General features: G+C 67.4%; 15 protein-coding genes. 7 read left to right on the top strand and 8 right to left on the bottom strand.

Annotation, left to right across the window (positions count from 1 at the left end; genetic code table 11):
• Positions 1-33 precede the first annotated feature (33 nt).
• From G6N53_RS16970 to G6N53_RS16940, 7 genes are read left to right on the top strand one after another with little or no spacing between them, the layout of a single operon-like run.
• On the top strand, positions 34-831 hold the full coding sequence (locus tag G6N53_RS16970) for an ABC transporter ATP-binding protein (protein ID WP_163890275.1): 798 nt from the start codon (positions 34-36) through the stop codon (positions 829-831).
• Positions 828-1,640, top strand: coding sequence for an ABC transporter permease (locus tag G6N53_RS16965; protein ID WP_163890274.1), 813 nt, complete (start codon positions 828-830; stop codon positions 1,638-1,640). The genes G6N53_RS16970 and G6N53_RS16965 overlap by 4 nt, the downstream gene beginning before the upstream one ends.
• A complete protein-coding gene (locus G6N53_RS16960; protein WP_163890273.1) occupies positions 1,637-2,686 on the top strand; it encodes an LLM class flavin-dependent oxidoreductase in 1,050 nt (349 codons plus the stop codon). Before G6N53_RS16965 ends, G6N53_RS16960 begins: the two co-directional genes overlap by 4 nt.
• Positions 2,683-3,855, top strand: a complete 1,173-nt coding sequence (locus G6N53_RS16955) for a M24 family metallopeptidase (protein WP_163890272.1) — start codon at positions 2,683-2,685, stop codon at positions 3,853-3,855. Before G6N53_RS16960 ends, G6N53_RS16955 begins: the two co-directional genes overlap by 4 nt.
• A complete protein-coding gene (locus G6N53_RS16950; RefSeq protein WP_163890271.1) occupies positions 3,852-5,117 on the top strand; it encodes a threonine synthase in 1,266 nt (421 codons plus the stop codon). Before G6N53_RS16955 ends, G6N53_RS16950 begins: the two co-directional genes overlap by 4 nt.
• On the top strand, positions 5,114-6,151 hold the full coding sequence (locus tag G6N53_RS16945; RefSeq protein WP_205390400.1) for an LLM class flavin-dependent oxidoreductase: 1,038 nt from the start codon (positions 5,114-5,116) through the stop codon (positions 6,149-6,151). Before G6N53_RS16950 ends, G6N53_RS16945 begins: the two co-directional genes overlap by 4 nt.
• The gene (locus G6N53_RS16940) at positions 6,148-7,170 is read left to right on the top strand and encodes a threonine aldolase family protein (protein ID WP_205390399.1); all 1,023 of its coding nucleotides are present in this window, start codon (positions 6,148-6,150) and stop codon (positions 7,168-7,170) included. Before G6N53_RS16945 ends, G6N53_RS16940 begins: the two co-directional genes overlap by 4 nt.
• A 39-nt stretch (positions 7,171-7,209) precedes the next feature.
• Here the strand turns inward: G6N53_RS16940 and G6N53_RS16935 are convergent, their stop codons facing one another.
• The 8 genes from G6N53_RS16935 to carB form a co-directional block, all read right to left on the bottom strand.
• Entirely contained in the window at positions 7,210-8,802 is a 1,593-nt protein-coding gene (locus tag G6N53_RS16935) for a threonine/serine exporter family protein (RefSeq protein WP_163890268.1), read from the bottom strand.
• A gap of 52 nt (positions 8,803-8,854) precedes the next feature.
• Positions 8,855-10,063, bottom strand: coding sequence for a methionine adenosyltransferase (gene metK, locus G6N53_RS16930; protein WP_163890267.1), 1,209 nt, complete (start codon positions 10,061-10,063; stop codon positions 8,855-8,857).
• A 99-nt stretch (positions 10,064-10,162) separates the two neighbouring features.
• On the bottom strand, positions 10,163-11,410 hold the full coding sequence (coaBC, locus tag G6N53_RS16925) for a bifunctional phosphopantothenoylcysteine decarboxylase/phosphopantothenate--cysteine ligase CoaBC (RefSeq protein ID WP_163890266.1): 1,248 nt from the start codon (positions 11,408-11,410) through the stop codon (positions 10,163-10,165).
• 14 nt (positions 11,411-11,424) lie between these two features.
• Complete coding sequence (rpoZ, locus tag G6N53_RS16920) at positions 11,425-11,742, bottom strand: DNA-directed RNA polymerase subunit omega (RefSeq protein WP_163890265.1); 318 nt, start codon at positions 11,740-11,742, stop codon at positions 11,425-11,427.
• 58 nt (positions 11,743-11,800) lie between these two features.
• Positions 11,801-12,379 (bottom strand): guanylate kinase, encoded by a 579-nt coding sequence (gene gmk, locus G6N53_RS16915; RefSeq protein WP_163890264.1) that lies wholly within the window; start codon positions 12,377-12,379, stop codon positions 11,801-11,803.
• Positions 12,380-12,447: 68 nt separating this feature from the next.
• On the bottom strand, positions 12,448-12,768 hold the full coding sequence (gene mihF / locus G6N53_RS16910) for an integration host factor, actinobacterial type (RefSeq protein WP_048631544.1): 321 nt from the start codon (positions 12,766-12,768) through the stop codon (positions 12,448-12,450).
• A gap of 363 nt (positions 12,769-13,131) precedes the next feature.
• A complete protein-coding gene (gene pyrF, locus G6N53_RS16905) occupies positions 13,132-13,956 on the bottom strand; it encodes an orotidine-5'-phosphate decarboxylase (protein WP_163895982.1) in 825 nt (274 codons plus the stop codon).
• A gap of 2 nt (positions 13,957-13,958) precedes the next feature.
• Positions 13,959-17,297 carry a carbamoyl-phosphate synthase large subunit gene (carB, locus tag G6N53_RS16900; protein ID WP_163890263.1) on the bottom strand — a complete coding sequence of 1,113 codons (3,339 nt, stop codon included), beginning with the start codon at positions 17,295-17,297 and terminating at the stop codon, positions 13,959-13,961.
• Between the last annotated feature and the right edge of the window lie 92 nt (positions 17,298-17,389).

Here is a 17,389-nt window from a genome sequence, read left to right as displayed (position 1 = left end):
GACAAGCCCTCCAAAGGAGCGTCTTTCAGCCTCATGACCGATTTTCTGACCATCACCGATCTGTCGTACTCCTACCCCGGCAGCGCCGTACCCGCCCTGTCGAATGTCAGCCTGCGCGTCGCCAACGGCGAGTTCGCCTGCATCGTCGGCCCCAGCGGTTGCGGGAAATCGACTCTGCTGAACATTCTTTCTGGTCTCGCCACGCCGACGGTGGGCACCGTGACGATCGACGGCACACCGCTGGTGGTCGATGGCGTCGACCAGCAGGTCCCGAGGCCGCGCCTGGGCTACCTGTTCCAGGATCCTCGCCTGCTGCCCTGGCGGAGCGTCCGAAAGAACATCGAGTTGGCGTTGAAAGCAGCCGATGTCCCCCGCGCAGAGTGGCGAGAACGCACCGATCGATACCTCGACCTGTGTGAGATCGGGCAGTTCGCCGAGAACTGGCCCGGGAGCCTTTCCGGCGGACAACGACAACGTGTCGCGATCGCGCGCGCACTTGCCATCGAACCTGCCTGCGTGCTGCTGGACGAGCCGTTCTCGGCGCTGGACGAAGTCACCGGCCGCTCGCTGCGGGGCAAACTGCTCGAACTGTGGGCCAAGGCCGGCCAGACGTTCATCTTCATCACGCACTCCATCCGCGAGGCGGTGTTCCTGGCCGACCACGTCTACGTCATGGCGCCGGGCCCAGGACGGGTGCTCGAACGGGTCACGATCGACATCCCTCGCCCCCGCCGCTACGAGTCCGCGGCCATCGCCCAGGTGGAGGGCAACATGATCGACTCTGTGCTGCAGTACTGGACCACCGACGACAACTCCGGGAGTGCGGCGTGACCAGCGTGCTGCATCGCACCGAGACCGCCGACCGCACGGCGCCACCGGCCGGGTTCCGCCGACCACCGCCAGAGTTGGTGGCCGTCGGCATCGGTCTGCTGATCTGGTGGCTGTGCGCGGGACGTTTGCTGCCACATCTGCCCTCCCCAGCCGCGGTCGTCGAGGAGTTCGCAGCGGCGGTGGCGTCACCGGACTTCTACGAATCGATGCTGACCACCCTGCGTCGCATCCTGATCGCCTGGACCACCGGGTTCGCCATCGCGTTGTCCATCGGAGTGACGATGGCCCGCAACCGCTATGTCGAAGCCTTGGCCCACCCCGTCGTGTTCATCGGGCTGGCCCTACCGGGCCCGGTGACGATTCTGTTCTCGACGCTGTGGCTGGGACTGGGTGAGCTGGCCACTCTGGTCGCGCTCACTCTGGCCGTCACCCCGTTCATGGTGACGTTCGTCTACGACGGCAGCAAAGCCTTGGACTCGGGGCTCTTCCAGATGGCGACGGTCTACCGCCTCGGGTCTGTCACGCGATTCCGGCACGTGATACTGCCGCAGCTGGCGCCGGCCTTGCTGTCGGCGGCCCGATTCGGTTTCGCGATGGGCTGGAAACTGGTGGTGCTGGTAGAGGCGCTGTCCGCCGGATCGGGTATCGGCGAACGCATCGAGTACTACTTCTCCTACAACCGTCCCGCAGCGGTGATCGCCTGGACGCTGGGCTTCACCGTGGTCATGGTCCTCGTTGAGCTGCTGGTCTTCCGCACCGTGTCCCGCCGAGTCTTCCGTTGGCGGACAAAGGCTGCGAGCGCCCGATGACCGGCTTTCATCTCGGGTTCCCCTCACATTCGGTTGCCGACGTCCACATGAGCGACTGGGGCGACCTGGCCGCCGAAGCCGAACGGATGGGTTTTGACGCACTCTGGCATTCCAACGAGCGGTTCTTTCGCGACATGTTCGTGCGGATGACGGTGTCGGCGACGCGGACCACTTCGATCACTCTCGGCGGCGCGGTCGCCGATGGCTACGCGGCCAATCCGGCCCTCACCGCCCAAACGCTCGCCACCGTCAGCGAGCTCGCCGACGGGCGCGTCACGCTGGCGGTCGGCGCCGGCGGATCGGGGCTGCCGATGATGGGCTTGTCCCGTTCGGCAGTGACGGAAACCACCCGCGCCGCCTACGAGTCGATCGCCGGCCTGCTCGCCGGAGAAACGGTGACACGACAAACCGCGGCCTTCACACTGCGTGCGGCGAACTTGAAAATTGTTCCTGACCAACATCTCCCGCTATGGATCGCCAGTCGGGGGCGGCGCATGCTGGAGATGGCCGGAGGCGCTGCGGAGGGCGTGATGATCGCCAGCCAGGCAAGTCCTGCTGGGCTGGCTCGGTCGCTGTCCCACGTTCTGCGCGGCGCTGCCGCGCACGGCCGAGGGGACGCCGCACTGCGCACCATGGCACGCGTGGACACCTGTGTCCACACCGACGCCGAACGTGCCCGCGAAGGATGCCGCCTGATGGTGGCCAAGCTGCTGTGGATGAGTTTCCCTGACCGCCGATTCGTCACCGACGCCGGACTTTCGGTACCCGAAGAGCTCGAGGAGATCATTGCGACACGCAACTATGACGCACTGGAGGCAGTGGCAGATCTTGTGCCCGACAGCATGATCGACACCTTCTGCTGGGCGGGAACCCCGGACCAATTGGTGGACAGGGTGTCCGCCGTGCTCGACGAGGTCGAAGTGACCGATATCGGATTCTGGTTGTTGCGAGCGCCCGGTCAGTCGCTGCGCGAGGCACTGGCGCTGTTGGCTCAGACCCTCACCGAGCTAAGGCGCCGGTTGAGCGGTCCGGAGACGGCGCAGTGACCGGGCTCCTCTACGACCCCAACCGCCTATCCGCCGCTCTCTCCGAGGCCGGACTGGACGCACTGGTGGCCACAACTGCGGCGAATGTCCGCTATCTGACCAGGTTCGGCAAGCCCGGTCGTAGCGTCGCAGTGGTGCGCCGCGACGACCCGGCGCGACCGGTTCTGCTGACGCCCGCGGCCGAGCTCGACTACCTCATCGAAGACCTGGCGCCCGGGCTCGCGCACCACGCCTGGGGGGACTTCTTCCGGGAAGAAGCAACCGGTGCGCACCTCGATGAGGCCCAGCTCCTTGTCGCGTCCGCCCACCGCAATCGCAGACCCGAACTCGACAGGACCGCGATGATCGCCAGAACTGCGGCCGACCTCGACCTGCAGAGGGCCAAGATCGGTATGGACGTGGCGCCGGCGAACGAGCCCGCCGTGACCGCAGCCTTGAGGGACCACGAAGTGTGCGACGCGACGGCCGTGTTGCCCCGACTGCGAATGCGTAAGACCGAGCTGGAGGTGTCCAGGCTTCAGGAAGCCGCCAGGATCGCTGAGTCGGCGATCCTGGCCACCGTCGCGATCGCGGCGCCCGGCATCACCCAGGCCGAGTTGGCCACCGAGTACCGGGTGGCGGTCGCGCGAGAAGGCGGGTTGCTTCGAGTCGACTCGGTGTCCGTGGGCACCGCGACGGTCTTCGGGAACGCGAACCTGCCCGGCTCAGCGTTGGCGCCCGGGGACATCCTTCGCTTCGACGTCGGGGCCATCTACGGCGGGTACCAGTCCGATCTGTCGCGATGTTTCGGCCTCGGCGAAACCTCGGAGAAATCGCGGAGCTACGCCAACGCCGTGATCGCCGGCCAATCTGCGGCGCTGGAGATGCTGCGCCCCGGGGTCCGCACCGCCGATGTGTTCGCGGCGGCTGTGGCCGAGACACGACGCGCCGGCATCCCCCACTATGACCGCACACACGTCGGACACGGCATCGGACTCGTCGGCGGCTACGACGCGCCGCTGCTGGCGCCCGGAGACCCGCACGTCATCGAAGAGGGGATGGTGCTCTGCGTCGAAACGCCTTACTACGAATTCGGTTTCGGCGGAGTCCAAATCGAGGACATGGTGGTGGTGACCGACGCGGGCTGGCGGGCGCTCAGCCAGCTGCCCAGAACCTTCGAGACACTGTGATCTCCGGACGCTTGCCACTCGTCTGCATCCGCTGTGGCGCCGAGGGCGACCCGGCGCCACACGGCCGCGGCTGTGAACGGTGCCGGGCAGTCGGCGTCGCAGCCAACCTGAGAACTGACTACGACCTGACCGCCGCGGGGGAACGCTTCATCGCTGATCTGACCGGACCGCTGGGCGGAATCGCGCGCTACCGCGCCCTGTTGCCAATCGAACCCGACGACTCGGCGGCCGCGGCCACCGCGCCGAGCCCGTTGTTGCCCGCGCCACGTCTGGCGGCGGCGATTGGGCTGGATCGGCTCTGGATCAAGGATGAGTCCCGCGGATTGACCTGGTCGTTCAAAGACCGGGCGGCGGCGATCGCGGCACACCACGCACGGTCACTCGGCATCGGCGTGCTGGTGACAGCCTCAACGGGGAATGCGGCCGCGGCGACCGCAGCACATGCGCGACGAGCCGGACTGACCGGCGTGGTCGTGTTTGCGCGGGGGGTAGACCCATTGATGGCCGCTTTCGTGGCCGGCTACGGAGCGCACATCGCGATAGCCGATACCAAGCGCGATCGATGGCGCCTGGTCGGTGAGGCGGTCGAACAGTACGGCTGGTACCCGATGTCGAACTACTCCGACCCACCCGTCGGCAACAACCCATACGCCATCGACGGATACAAGCCGATCGCCTATGAGACATGGGAACAACTGGGCCGCAGTGCGCCCGATGCGATGTACTTTCCGATCTGCTACGGCGACGCAGTGGCCGGGAGCCGTCGAGCGTTCGCCGAGTTGGTCGAGATGGGCCTGGCCGCCGGGGTTCCCGAACATTGCGGCGGTGAGATATACGGCAGCGTGTCCGCCGCCCTCGCATCGGGGTCCGACACCGTGCCACTCGCCGAAATCGACCACCCAACGTCAGCAACTTCGATCTCCGCTGCGCAGAGCACCTTTCAGGCGCTGCAGGCGATCCGAGACAGCGGCGGCGCGGTCCACACCGTCAGCGAAGACGAACTCGCCGACGCGGCGCGCCTCGCGGCATGCACCGAGGGCGTGCTACTCGAGACCGCTGCAGCCGCCGGGCTGGCGGCGCTGACACGCCATATTCGTGACGGCACTCGGCGGCGATCCGATGAGGTCGTCCTCGTGGCGTCGTCGACTGGGCTGAAATCACTGGGAAGCAAGATCAACGAAGGCATCACCGCGCACCAGGTCGACGATGTAGCCGGACTCGCGGAGTTGGCGCAACAACAATCGGAGGTGTCGCGAAGATGAAATTCGGAGTTGGAATGCCGACCGGAATGGAGGGCCTGATCAACCCGATCCCGTTCTTCGAGCCACGGCACTTCATCGAGGCCGCCTGCCGGGCAGAAGAGCTCGGCTACGACTCAGTGTGGGGAAACGATCATTACGCCCCACAGAACTATGTCCGTCAAAATCACGGGGCGACGCCGAACTTCTACGAAGTGCTCACCGTTCTCACCGCCGCGGCAGCGGTCACACAGCGGGTGCAAGTCGGCACCGCGGTGCTGGTGTTGCCGATGCGGGATATCGTCACACTGGCCCGCCAGGCGGCTACCCTCGACCAGATCAGTAAAGGCCGACTGTTACTCGGCGTGGGAATCGGTGCTTACCCCGAGGAGTATGCGGCCGCGCGGCCCGATCTCGTGGGCGCACACCGTGGGGAGATGCTTGAGGAGGGCCTAACCCTACTGCGCCGTTTGATGCGCGAACCGACGGTCAGCCATCACGGGCAGCACTACGCGGTGGAGTCACTCGAGCTGGCGCCCAAGGGGTATGACGGCGAGGTTCAGGTGCTGGTGGGTGGCCATCAGCTTCGCGGTATCGATCGCGCCATCCGATATGGGACGGGATGGATCCCGGGTTGGCGACCGTTCGACGAGTTGGCCGAGTGGATTCGAACGCTTCGCGAACGCGCCGAGGCCGCCGGGCGTGATGCCAATTCGCTGACTGTGGCGCCGCAGCTGTCGTGCCTGATCGGCCGTAACCACGAGGCTACTGAACGCCGTTACGTGTCAACAGGCATGGTGCAGCATCGTCGATCGCTGGCGTTCGACGGCCGCGATCCGGCGAAATCTCTGCATAACAACCTCATCGGCGGCTATGACGCCGTCTACGAGCGTGTCGAACGGCTCGCGGAGATGGGGGCCGACCATCTGGCCTGCACAACCTTCTGTGTCGATACTGTCGAGGAGTGGTTTGAGCAACTCGAGCTCTTCGCTGTAGAGGTGATCAGACCGTACCGACGAGTACACGGCCTTTCCGACACGGTGGCGACTTCCCGGTGATTGACCTACGCACCGACACGGTCACTCAACCTACCGACGGCATGCGTGCCGCAATTGCCAGCGCGGTGGTCGGGGACGAGCAGAAAGGCGAGGACCCGACGACGACCGAGCTGGAAGGCCGCGTCGCCGACCTGCTCGGCACGCAGGCCGCGGTGTTCGTACCGTCGGCGACGATGGCAAACCAAATCGCCCTGCAGCTATGGGCGCGACCAGGCGACGCCGTCGTCGCTTCGGCCGACGCGCACCTGATCAAAAGTGAGGCCGGAGGCCCCGCCGCCCTCGCCGGCCTCATGCTCCAGCCGATCAGCACTGTTGACGGTACGTTCGACGACATCCAACTGACGGCCGCTATTGCCGAGGGCGGAGCCGAGACACCCCGCACCGCAGTCGTTTCAGTGGAGAACAGTCACAGCAATGCTGGCGGCCGGGTATGGCCACTCGAGCGGTTGGACCAGATGCTCGCGACTGCAGCCCGCCGTGGAATCCGCGCCCACCTGGACGGTGCCCGACTGCTCAACGCGGCGTTGTACAGCGATGTGCCTCCTGCTCGAATCGCGGCAGGCTCGGATTCCGTGACCCTCTGCCTTTCGAAGGGACTGGGATGCCCGATGGGGGCACTACTGGCGCTCCCCGCCGCCGCCGTTCGCGACGCGCGGCGTCTCAAACAGCGCCTCGGCGGCGCGATGCGCCAATCAGGAATGCTAGCGGCGGCGGGTCTGTACGCACTGGATCATCACGTGCGGCGCCTGGCGGATGATCACCACCGGGCGCAACGGCTCGCCGATATCCTGCAGGGCACCGGCATGGTGAGCGGTCGTGTCGAAACCAATGTGGTTCTGCTGGACACACACGCCATCGGTTGGACGCCAGAAGCGCTTCGCAGCCAACTCGCAGCCGAGGGTGTCCTGGTCTCAGCCGTCCCACGGCCAGGGATGCTGCGCGCGGTGACGCACTTGGATGTCGGAGATGACGAAATCGAATTCGCGGGCAACGTCATTGCCCGCACCATCACCAGCTGAGCCTGGCTTTCTTCCCGATCACGACTACCGGTTCGTGTCCTAGATTTCCCGGCTTTCGATCTGGCTGTCCGACTCACCGCCGTCGTCGGCGTCGGCTTCGGTGTCCTCCCCCAGCGCCGGCTCCAGCGCGATGCTGGACGCATGCTGGCTGCCCGATCGTGTCGGTGCAGCCGAATCGGCCGGCTGGAGCGCGACCACGGCACCGACGGCTCGGCGCAACCCGGGCGGGCCTTCGACACGCAGGAACTCGCCGATCCGGCCCGCTCGGTAGCGCAGCGGCGAGCCGATGAACTCACCGAGCACCACACCCGAGCCCAGGGCCAGTGCCACTGCGGCCGCGGCGATCAGCTGTCTCATGCCGTCGGTGAACTCCTCGTCGACCGCGAGGTAGAACACCGCCCGGAAGACGGCGAGGCCGGGCAGCATCGGCATGATGCCTGCGGTGGCGGTCACCAGCGCCGGCGACTGACGGCGAATCGAGATCAGCGTCGCGATCACGCCGACACCCACCGCGGCGATGCCGCTGGCCACCACCTGGCCGAAACCTGCGGTGCCCAGACCGATCAGCACGAGCTCGGCGAGCGCGGCGGTGAGCCCCGCAGTGACCACCGACCGCCACGGGGCGTAGCTCGCCACGGTCAGGGAGGCTCCCGCCAGCCCTGCGCCGACCACCGCCAGGGCGATGGGAAGCGGCCGGTTCGGCATGATGAACGTCTCGGTGGCGTCGACGTGCAGCTCGATCACGACGCCGAGCAGCTCCGCGACCTGTAGGCCGGCCAGGATCCCCACGACGATTCCCGCGGTCAGGAACATCGCCTCGGTGAGCCGGGTGACGGCGGTGAGCATGTAGCCGGTCACCGCGTCCTGCATCGCGCCGACCAGCGTCATCCCCGCCAGCAACATCACGATCCCGGTCGCGACGAGCGCGGTGGGCCCCTGGCCGGCGAAGTAGTAGGCCGCCACCGCGACCAGGGTCGCGATCATCGCGCCCACCACGTGCTGGAAGAAGAACGGGGTACCGATCCTGTTCAACAACCGGCCCGCCCGGTCGATCGTCGCCGCGGTGAGCGCGGCCAGCAGGCAGGTGAGCCAGTTGCCGCCGAACAGCATCGCGATGCCGAGGGCAAAACCCGCCCAGCCGGCGGTGGCCACCCAGCGCGGATACGGATGTGGCCGTTCCGACAGCTCGTCCATCGCCTCGTGCGCCTCGTCGACCGTCACGCCGCCCGTGGTGATCCGGCCGACCAGCCGGTCGAGTTCGGCCACCCGTGTGTAGTCGGTCGAGCGGGCGTTCACCGACCGCACGATGGTGATCGGCGGACTGTCGGCGGTCGGCAGTGCCGAGACGAACACCGTGGTGACGAAGATGTCGACGACGCAGTCGGTGAGCCGGTAGGCCCTCGCGACGTCCTGAGCGGTCGCGACCACGTCCGCGGTACCCGAGCCGGACGACAGCATCACCTCGGCCAGCCGGATGGTGAGGTCGAGGACCTTGCGGGTGTGCAGGTCACCCATCGTGTTCTGGCTACGGCTGCGCTGACCCGCGAGCGGCGCCGGGTCACGCCGCCCGCGAAGAGCCATCTTCAGGCCACGACTGATGCGTGTCGTGCCGACCGTGTGATCTCTCGCCATTTCCCCAGCAGGATACTGACGTCCCGAAGGACGCCTTCTCGGGTCGCTCGGCCTAGACCGCGCTCTTGAGGTCGTCGACCTTGTTCAGCTGCTCCCACGGCAACTCGATGTCGGTGCGGCCGAAGTGGCCGTACGCCGCCGTCGGTGCGTAGATGGGACGCAGCAGATCCAGATCGCGCACGATGGCTCCGGGCCGCAGGTCGAAGACCTCGCCGATGGCCTTCTCGATCTTGACCGGGTCCACGGTTTCGGAGCCGAAGGTCTCGACGAACAGGCCGACTGGTGCAGCCTTGCCGATCGCGTAAGCGACCTGAACCTCGACACGCTCTGCGAGGCCGGCTGCGACGACGTTCTTGGCCACCCAGCGCATCGCGTAGGCCGCCGAACGGTCCACCTTGGACGGATCCTTGCCGGAGAAGGCGCCGCCACCGTGCCGGGCCCAGCCGCCGTAGGTGTCGACGATGATCTTGCGGCCGGTCAGCCCGGCATCTCCCATCGGACCCCCGAGCACGAACTTGCCGGTCGGATTGACCAGCAGTCGCGGCGCCGTGGTGTCCATGGTGTCGTGGCCCAGCTCGGCGAGCACGGCATCGATCACGTGCCGCTTGATCTCCGGGGACAGCTGTTCGTCCAGGTCTATGCCGTCGGCGTGCTGGGTGGACAGCACCACGGTATCCAGCCGCACCGGCTTGTTGCCGTCGTACTGGACCGTCACCTGGGTCTTGCCGTCAGGACGCAGGTAGGCCAGGGTGCCGTCCTTGCGGACCTCGGTCAGCTTGCGGGACAGCCGGTGCGCGAGCGCGATCGGCAGCGGCATCAGTTCCGGCGTTTCGGCGATGGCATAACCGAACATCAGACCCTGGTCGCCGGCGCCCTGCAGGTCCAGTGGATCCGAGCCGCCGCCGACGCGGGTCTCGTGCGCGGTGTCCACGCCCTGGGCGATGTCGGGCGACTGCTTGCCGATGCCGATGTTGACGCCGCAGGTCGCACCGTCGAAACCCTTGTCGGAGCTGTCGTAGCCGATCTCGAGGATCCGCTCACGCACCGTGTCGGTGATGTCGGCGAAGGCGTTCTTGGCGGTCGTGGTCACCTCACCGACGACGTGCACCTGCCCGGTCGTCACCAGCGTCTCGACCGCGACGCGCGACCTGGGGTCGTCGGCGAGCAGTGCGTCCAGCACCGAGTCGCTGATGGCGTCACAGATCTTGTCGGGGTGCCCCTCGGTCACCGACTCACTGGTAAACAGCCGAGCTTCACTCACGGTCGATCCCTTCTTGTATGTCGTGGCGATGGTCCCGCCCGTTGCGCTCCATCGCGTTGCCTCCTGCACCCAAGCACGTACTGCGACCTCGTGCCCGGCCTACCCCCTGCCGGTGCGCAGGAATGCCGCGATCGCGTCCACAATACGGCTGGCGATCAATGTCTTCGAACCGTGCTCCAACGCCGCCTCGGCGCCGTCCGCCGACAGCAACCAGCCGTCGTTGTGATCGACCTCGAAGGCGCGGTTGTCGCCGACTGCGTTGACCACCAGCAGGTCGCAGCCCTTGCGCTTGAGTTTGGCGCGGGCGTGGAAGAGCACGTCGCCGTTCTCGTCGCCCGTCTCCGCGGCGAACCCGACGATGGCCCTCATGTGGGGCAACTGGCCGTCGGTGCGGGCGCGCACTGCCCCGGCCAGGACGTCGTCGTTGCGAACCAGCTCGATCGTGGGGTCGCCCGCAGCGTCCGGGCCCTTCTTGATCTTGCTGGTCGCCAGGTGCGCGGGCCGGAAGTCGGCGACGGCGGCGGCCATGACCAGGACGTTGACGTCGGGGGCGCGCTTGGAGACGGCGTCTCGCAGTTGGACCGCCGAACCGACATGGACCACGTCGACGCCGGCCGGATCGATGAGGCCGGCCGTGTTTCCGGCGATCAGCGTCACCTCGGCACCACGCTGGGCCATCACCCGGGCCATCGCATAACCCTGTTTGCCCGAACTGCGGTTGCCGATGAAGCGGACCGGGTCGATCGGTTCGCGGGTGCCGCCGGCGGTCACCAGGACCTTGACGCCGGCCAGGTCGTAGGGCAGCGCGTCGCCCCGGTCGAGGAGCAGATGGGCGAGCGTACTGATCTCCTCGGCCTCGGGGAGTCGGCCCGCGCCGGTGTCGGCTCCCGTCAGCCGGCCCGAGGCCGGTTCCATCACGATCGCCCCGCGCCTGCGCAGCGTGGCCACATTTTCGCAGGTCGCGGGATGTAACCACATCTCGGTGTGCATCGCAGGCGCGAAGAGCACCGGGCAGCGTGCCGTCAGCAGGGTGGCGGTCAGCAGATCGTCGGCGCGTCCCGCGACGGCCCGGGCCAACAGGTCCGCAGTGGCCGGGGCGACCACGACCAGGTCGGCCGACTGGCCGAAGCGGACATGGGGCACCTCGTGGACGTCCTCGAAGACGCCGGTGTGAACGGGGTTACCCGACAGCGCCTCGAAGGTGGCGGCACCGATGAACCGCAACGCGGAGTCGGTCGGAACGACCCGGACCGAATGGCCGGCCTCGGTGAGCTGACGCACGACCGTGGCCGCCTTGTAAGCGGCGATCCCGCCGGCGACGCCGACGATGATCCGCTTGCGCTGCACCGGCGGTGTCCCGCCTACTCGGCGCCCTCGGTGTGCTCCAGCAGGTCGCCGTGGATCTCCCGCATCGCGATCGACAGCGGCTTCTCCTGCAGACCGGGCTCGACCAGCGGGCCGACGTACTCGAGGATCCCGTCACCGAGCTGGTTGTAGTAATCGTTGATCTGACGTGCGCGTTTAGCGGCGTAGATCACCAGCGCGTACTTGCTCGACGCGCGATCCAGCAACTCGTCGATGGGCGGGTTGGTAATGCCCAGCGGCGTGTCGTAGGCGCTGGCGGCAGACGGATCGATGTCCACGGCTGCCAGCCGCGTGTCGGCGTGCGGGGTGCTCACGAAGAAGGTCTCCTGGCGGTTCTGAGTTGATGCAGATCTGACGTGTGCTGGGCGGCGATCAGGCTTGATCGCGCGGCACCGGCGTGTGGGCCACCAGCAAGGATACCAATTCCGCGCAGGCAGATTCCAATTGACCGTTGACGACGACCTCGTCGAAGTCCCCCTGGGCGGCCAGCTCCGTCCTGGCGGTCTGCAATCTGCGGGCCCGCACTTCAGGCGATTCGGTCCCGCGCTGGGACAGCCGGCTCTCCAGCACCTCCCAGCTGGGCGGGGCCAGAAACACCGTGGTGGCCTCCGGCATGGCCCGTTTGACGGCCCTGGCCCCGGCCAGATCGACCTCGATCAGGACCGGCCGGCCGGCCGCGGCGGCAGCCCTGACAGGCGCCGCGGGCGTCCCGGAGCGGTGCAGCCCGCCGTGGATGTCGGCCCATTCGAGCAGGGCATCCTCGTCGACGAGGTGCTGGAACTGCTGGTCGGTGACAAAAAAGTAGTCCACCCCGTCGACTTCACCGGGGCGTGGCGCCCTGGTGGTGACCGAGACGCTGAAATACAGGTCGGGAAGCCGCTCGCGCAGACAGCGCACCACTGTGGACTTCCCGACGGCGGAGGGACCGGACAGCACGACGACGCGTGTCATCGCGCGAGCTTTTTCGCGCGGGCACTCATCGGCACCGTCCGGCCCCTCGGCCGGCGTTCACTGATCGCCTAGGACGTGAAGTCGAACTTTTCCAGCAGGGCCTTGCGCTGACGATCACCCAGGCCGCGCAACCGGCGGGTCGGGGCGATCTCGAGCTCGGTCATGATCTCCTGGGCCTTGACCTTGCCGACCTTGGGCAGGGCCTCCAGCAGCGCGGAGACCTTCATCTTGCCCAAGACCTCATCGGTCTCGGCGTCCTTGAGAACCTGCTTGAGGTTGGTGCCGCCACGCTTGAGCCGGTCCTTGAGTTCGGCACGCGCTCGACGAGCGGCAGCAGCCTTCTCCAACGCTGCCGCGCGCTGTTCGTCGGTCAACTGGGGAAGGGCCACGGGTTCCTCCGTCTCTCACCATCATCTGTTTTGTCTCGGCTGGTCCGAGAACCAGCCAGCGTGCACGACCGTACCCACGCGGGCTGACGAAAGCTAACCCCACCCCCCGGTAGCCAGCCCAAAAGCCCAGCGTGTAGGGCGCTGACGCGCAGCCGCCCCCTGCGGGCCGAAGCATCGCTGAAGCGTCCCGACAGCCGCGAATTCGGCTGAAATCCCTGCATATCAAGGGTATTGGCCGAGCGTGGCCGCCGATCGCGGTTCGCCAGGACCGTAACGGGCCGGCGCAGCACCCCGCGGGAGTCGCCGCACAGAGAAATTTTCGCTGGTCACCGCGTCTCGGGCGTGTCGCGGCGAGTGCGCCGGTCAAGGGCTGAGGTAGGCGACGGCGTCGCGCATCCGCTGCGCCGCTGTACGCAGCGTGGCGATGTCCGGTCCGGCCCGCAGCACTTCCCGGGACACCGCGGGCAGCAACTGCCCCGGCAGCGCCCCCGCGAACCCCGCGAGCGCGTCGGGCCGGCCGCCCTGGGCGCCCACCCCTGGCACCAGCACGGGGCCGTGGAGCCCGCCGACTTCGGGCGGGTCGGTCAACATCGCTCCGACGACCACACCGACCGGTCCGAACCGCCCCGCGCCGTTGATCGCCGCCGCGGCGTCGACTATGGATTGGGCCACCGTGCGACCCGCGGCCCCGGGCTCCCATGCCCGCTGCACCGAGGCGCCCTCCGGGTTGGATGTCGCGGCCAGCACGAACACCCCTCGGTCGCGCTCGAGCGCCGTGTCCAGCAGCGGCTGCAGCGACCCGAAGCCCAGATACGGCGAGGCGGTCACCGCGTCGACCGCCAGCGGCGAGTCTCCTGCCCAGGCCTTCGCGTAGGCGGCCATGGTGGTACCGATGTCTCCGCGCTTGGCGTCGGCGAGCACCAGCACACCACGCTGCCGCAGCTCGGCGATGGTGTGCTCCAGAACGGTGTAGCCCGCCGACCCGTACGCCTCGAAGAAGGCCACCTGCGGCTTGACGACGGCGAAGCCCTCGAACGCGGCGACACAGATGTCGCTGAACCGCGCCAGGCCCTCGGCGTCCGCTCCGAGCCCCCACGCACTCAGCAATTCCGGGTGGGGGTCGATCCCCAGGCACAACGGACCCCGTTGCGACATCGCAGCCGACAGGCGGTCACCGAACCCGCCCATCGTCACGACCCCAACGTGCTGTGCAGTTCCTGCAGCGACATCACACCGATGTCGCCACGGATGCCGGCCTCGATGCCCTGGACCGCCGCCGAGGCCCCCTGCACAGTCGTCACGCAGGGGATGTTCATCGACACCGCGGCCGAACGGATCTCGTAACCGTCGATGCGGGGCCCGGAGTTGCCGTACGGGGTGTTGATCACCATGTCGATCTCACCGGCGCGGATCGCGTCGACCGCCGAGAGAGCGGGCCGGTCCGGGCTCGGCTCTTCGAAGTGCTTGCGCACTTCACCACACGGAATACCGTTGCGCCGCAGCATTTCCGCGGTTCCCGCGGTGGCCAGTACCCGGAATCCGAGATCGGCGAGGCGCTTGACGGGGAACACCAGGGAACGCTTGTCGCGGTTGGCCACCGAGACGAACACCGTGCCGCTGACCGGCAGCGAACCGTAGGCCGCGGTCTGGCTCTTGGCGAAGGCGCTGCCGAAATCGCGGTCGATGCCCATCACCTCGCCGGTGGACTTCATCTCCGGGCCCAGCAGTGAGTCGATCTGGCTGCCGTCGGCCTTGCGGAACCGATGGAACGGCAGGACGGCCTCTTTCACCGCGACCGGAGCGTTGCGCGGAGTGTTGCCACCGTCGCCGGTGCGGGCGAGCAGCCCTTCCTCGCGCAGCTGGGCGATGGTGGCGCCGAGCATCACCCGGGCGCAGGCCTTGGCCAGCGGGACGGCGGTGGCTTTCGAGACGAACGGCACGGTACGACTCGCCCGCGGGTTGGCCTCCAGCACGTAGAGCACGTCGTCCTTGAGCGCGTACTGCACGTTGAGCAGGCCCACCACCCCGACACCGAACGCGATGGCCTCGGTGGCGCGTCGCACCGCGTCGATGTCGCTGCGGCCCAGCGTCACCGGCGGAAGCGCACAGGCGGAGTCGCCGGAATGGATGCCGGCTTCCTCGATGTGCTCCATGACGCCACCGATGTAGACCTCGCTGCCGTCGCACAGTGCATCCACATCGATCTCGATCGCGTCCTCCAGGAAGCGGTCGACCAGCACGGGATGTTCGGGGGACAGTTCGGTGGCGCGGGTGATGTAGCCCTCGAGGGTCTCTTCGTCGTAGACGATCTCCATGCCGCGCCCGCCGAGGACGTAGGACGGCCGGACCAGCACCGGGTAGCCGATGTCGGCGGCGATCTTGCGGGCCTGGTCGAAGCTCGTCGCCATGCCGAACTTCGGCGCCGGCAGACCGGCATTGGTGAGCACCTCGCCGAACCGGCCACGGTCTTCGGCCAGATCGATGGCTTCGGGCTTGGTGCCGACGATCGGCACCCCGGCCTTTTCGAGGCGTTCGGCCAAACCCAGTGGAGTCTGGCCTCCGAGTTGCACGATGACACCGACCACGCCCGGTCCGCCGCGGCCCGACGCCTGCTCGGCGTGGTAGATCTCCAGGACGTCTTCGAAGGTCAACGGTTCGAAGTAGAGCCGGTCTGCGGTGTCGTAGTCGGTGGACACCGTCTCGGGATTGCAGTTGATCATCACCGTCTCGAAACCGACATGGCTCAGCGTCGTCGCCGCATGCACACAGCTGTAGTCGAACTCGATGCCCTGCCCGATGCGGTTGGGGCCGGATCCGAGGATGAGGACCTTCGGCCGCTCGGCCTGCGGCGCGACCTCGGTTTCTGCGGCGGGATCCAGTTCGTAGCTGCTGTAGTGGTATGGGGTCTTGGCTTCGAACTCGGCGGCGCAGGTGTCGACGGTCTTGAACACCGGGTGGATGCCCAGTCGGCCGCGCAGCGACCGCACCCCCATCTCCCCTGCCAACTCCGGTCTCAGTGCGGCGATCTGGCGATCAGACAGACCGTGGTACTTGCAGCGGCGCAGCAGCTCGGCCTCCAGAACCGGCGCGTCGATCACCTCGGCGCGCAACGCGATCAGGCCGGCGATCTGCTCGACGAACCATGGGTCCACACCGGAGGCCTGCGCCACCTGCTCCACGGTGGCCCCCAGCCGCAGCGCGTATTCGATGTCATAGAGCCGGCCGTCGGTGGGGGTGCGCAGCCGCTCCAGGACGTCGGCGACGCCCCCCTCGGGGTCGGGACCTGTCCAGAAGCCGGTCCGCTTCGTCTCCAGCGAGCGCATCACCTTGCCGAGCGCCTCGACGAAGTTGCGGCCCAACGACATCGCCTCGCCGACCGATTTCATGGTGGTGGTCAGCGTCGCGTCGGCACCGGGGAACTTCTCGAAGGCGAACCGCGGCGCCTTGACCACGACGTAGTCCAGCGTCGGCTCGAAGCAGGCGGGGGTCTCCTTGGTGATGTCGTTGACGATCTCGTCGAGCGTGTAGCCGATCGCCAGCTTGGCGGCGATCTTGGCGATCGGGAATCCGGTGGCCTTGGACGCCAGCGCACTCGAGCGCGACACCCTGGGGTTCATCTCGATGACGATGAGCCGGCCGTCGACGGGGTTGACCGCGAACTGGATGTTGCAGCCGCCCGTGTCCACACCGACCTCACGCAGGATGTCGATGCCCAGCGTGCGCATGGTCTGGTACTCACGGTCGGTCAGTGTCATCGCCGGGGCGACGGTCACCGAGTCGCCGGTGTGCACGCCCATCGGATCGACGTTCTCGATCGAACACACCACGACGACGTTGTCGCGGCCGTCGCGCATCAGCTCGAGCTCGTATTCCTTCCACCCGTAGATTGACTCCTCGATCAAGACGTTCGCCGACGGCGATGCGGTCAGACCTTCGCCTGCCATCCGGTCGACGTCTTCTGCGGAGTAGGCCATGCCCGATCCGAGCCCACCCATCGTGAAGCTCGGCCGCACCACCACCGGCAGGCCGAGGTCCTTGACGGTCTCACGCACCTCGTCCATCGTGAAACAGACCCGGCTGCGGGCGGATTCGCCTCCGACCTTGCTGACGATGTCTTTGAACTTCTGCCGGTCCTCACCGCGCTGGATGGCCTCGAAGTCCGCGCCGATCAGCTCGACGTCGTACTTGTCGAGAGTGCCGTTCTCGTAGAGCTTGACAGCGGTGTTGAGCGCGGTCTGTCCGCCGAGGGTGGCCAGCAGCGCGTCGATCTTGTTGCCGCGCTCGGCCTGCTGGGCGATCACCCGCTCGACGAAGTCGGCGGTGATGGGCTCGACGTAGGTGTGGTCGGCGAACTCCGGATCCGTCATGATCGTCGCGGGGTTGGAGTTGACGAGGCTGACCTGCAGGCCCTCGGCCCGCAGCACCCGGCAGGCCTGGGTGCCCGAGTAGTCGAACTCGCAGGCCTGTCCGATGATGATCGGTCCGGAGCCGATCACCAGGACGTGGTTGAGATCTGTGCGACGCGGCATCTACTTACTCCTACTGATCGCCGGAACTGCATTCCAGCAGCGAACGTGCGAGAAGACGCCTGCTGGAATACAGTTCCGGCGCGGCTCGGGCG

Source organism: Mycolicibacterium hippocampi (genome assembly GCF_010723735.1).
GTDB classification, from domain to species: Bacteria; Actinomycetota; Actinomycetes; order Mycobacteriales; family Mycobacteriaceae; genus Mycobacterium; species Mycobacterium hippocampi.
The sequence above is the reverse complement of the archived record's forward strand: the minus strand, read 5'-3'. Positions and strand labels throughout refer to the sequence as shown.

What these genes read in the sequence shown, in the direction of transcription:
- G6N53_RS16945 (WP_205390400.1), top strand. Translation starts at nt 5,114, where the DNA reads ATGAAATTCGGAGTTGGAATGCCGACCGGAATGGAGGGCCTGATCAAC.
- G6N53_RS16970 (WP_163890275.1), top strand. Translation starts at nt 34, where the DNA reads ATGACCGATTTTCTGACCATCACCGATCTGTCGTACTCCTACCCCGGC.
- carB (WP_163890263.1), bottom strand. Translation starts at nt 17,297, where the DNA reads ATGCCGCGTCGCACAGATCTCAACCACGTCCTGGTGATCGGCTCCGGA.
- G6N53_RS16960 (WP_163890273.1), top strand. Translation starts at nt 1,637, where the DNA reads ATGACCGGCTTTCATCTCGGGTTCCCCTCACATTCGGTTGCCGACGTC.
- pyrF (WP_163895982.1), bottom strand. Translation starts at nt 13,956, where the DNA reads ATGGGCGGGTTCGGTGACCGCCTGTCGGCTGCGATGTCGCAACGGGGT.
- G6N53_RS16935 (WP_163890268.1), bottom strand. Translation starts at nt 8,802, where the DNA reads ATGGCGAGAGATCACACGGTCGGCACGACACGCATCAGTCGTGGCCTG.
- gmk (WP_163890264.1), bottom strand. Translation starts at nt 12,379, where the DNA reads ATGACACGCGTCGTCGTGCTGTCCGGTCCCTCCGCCGTCGGGAAGTCC.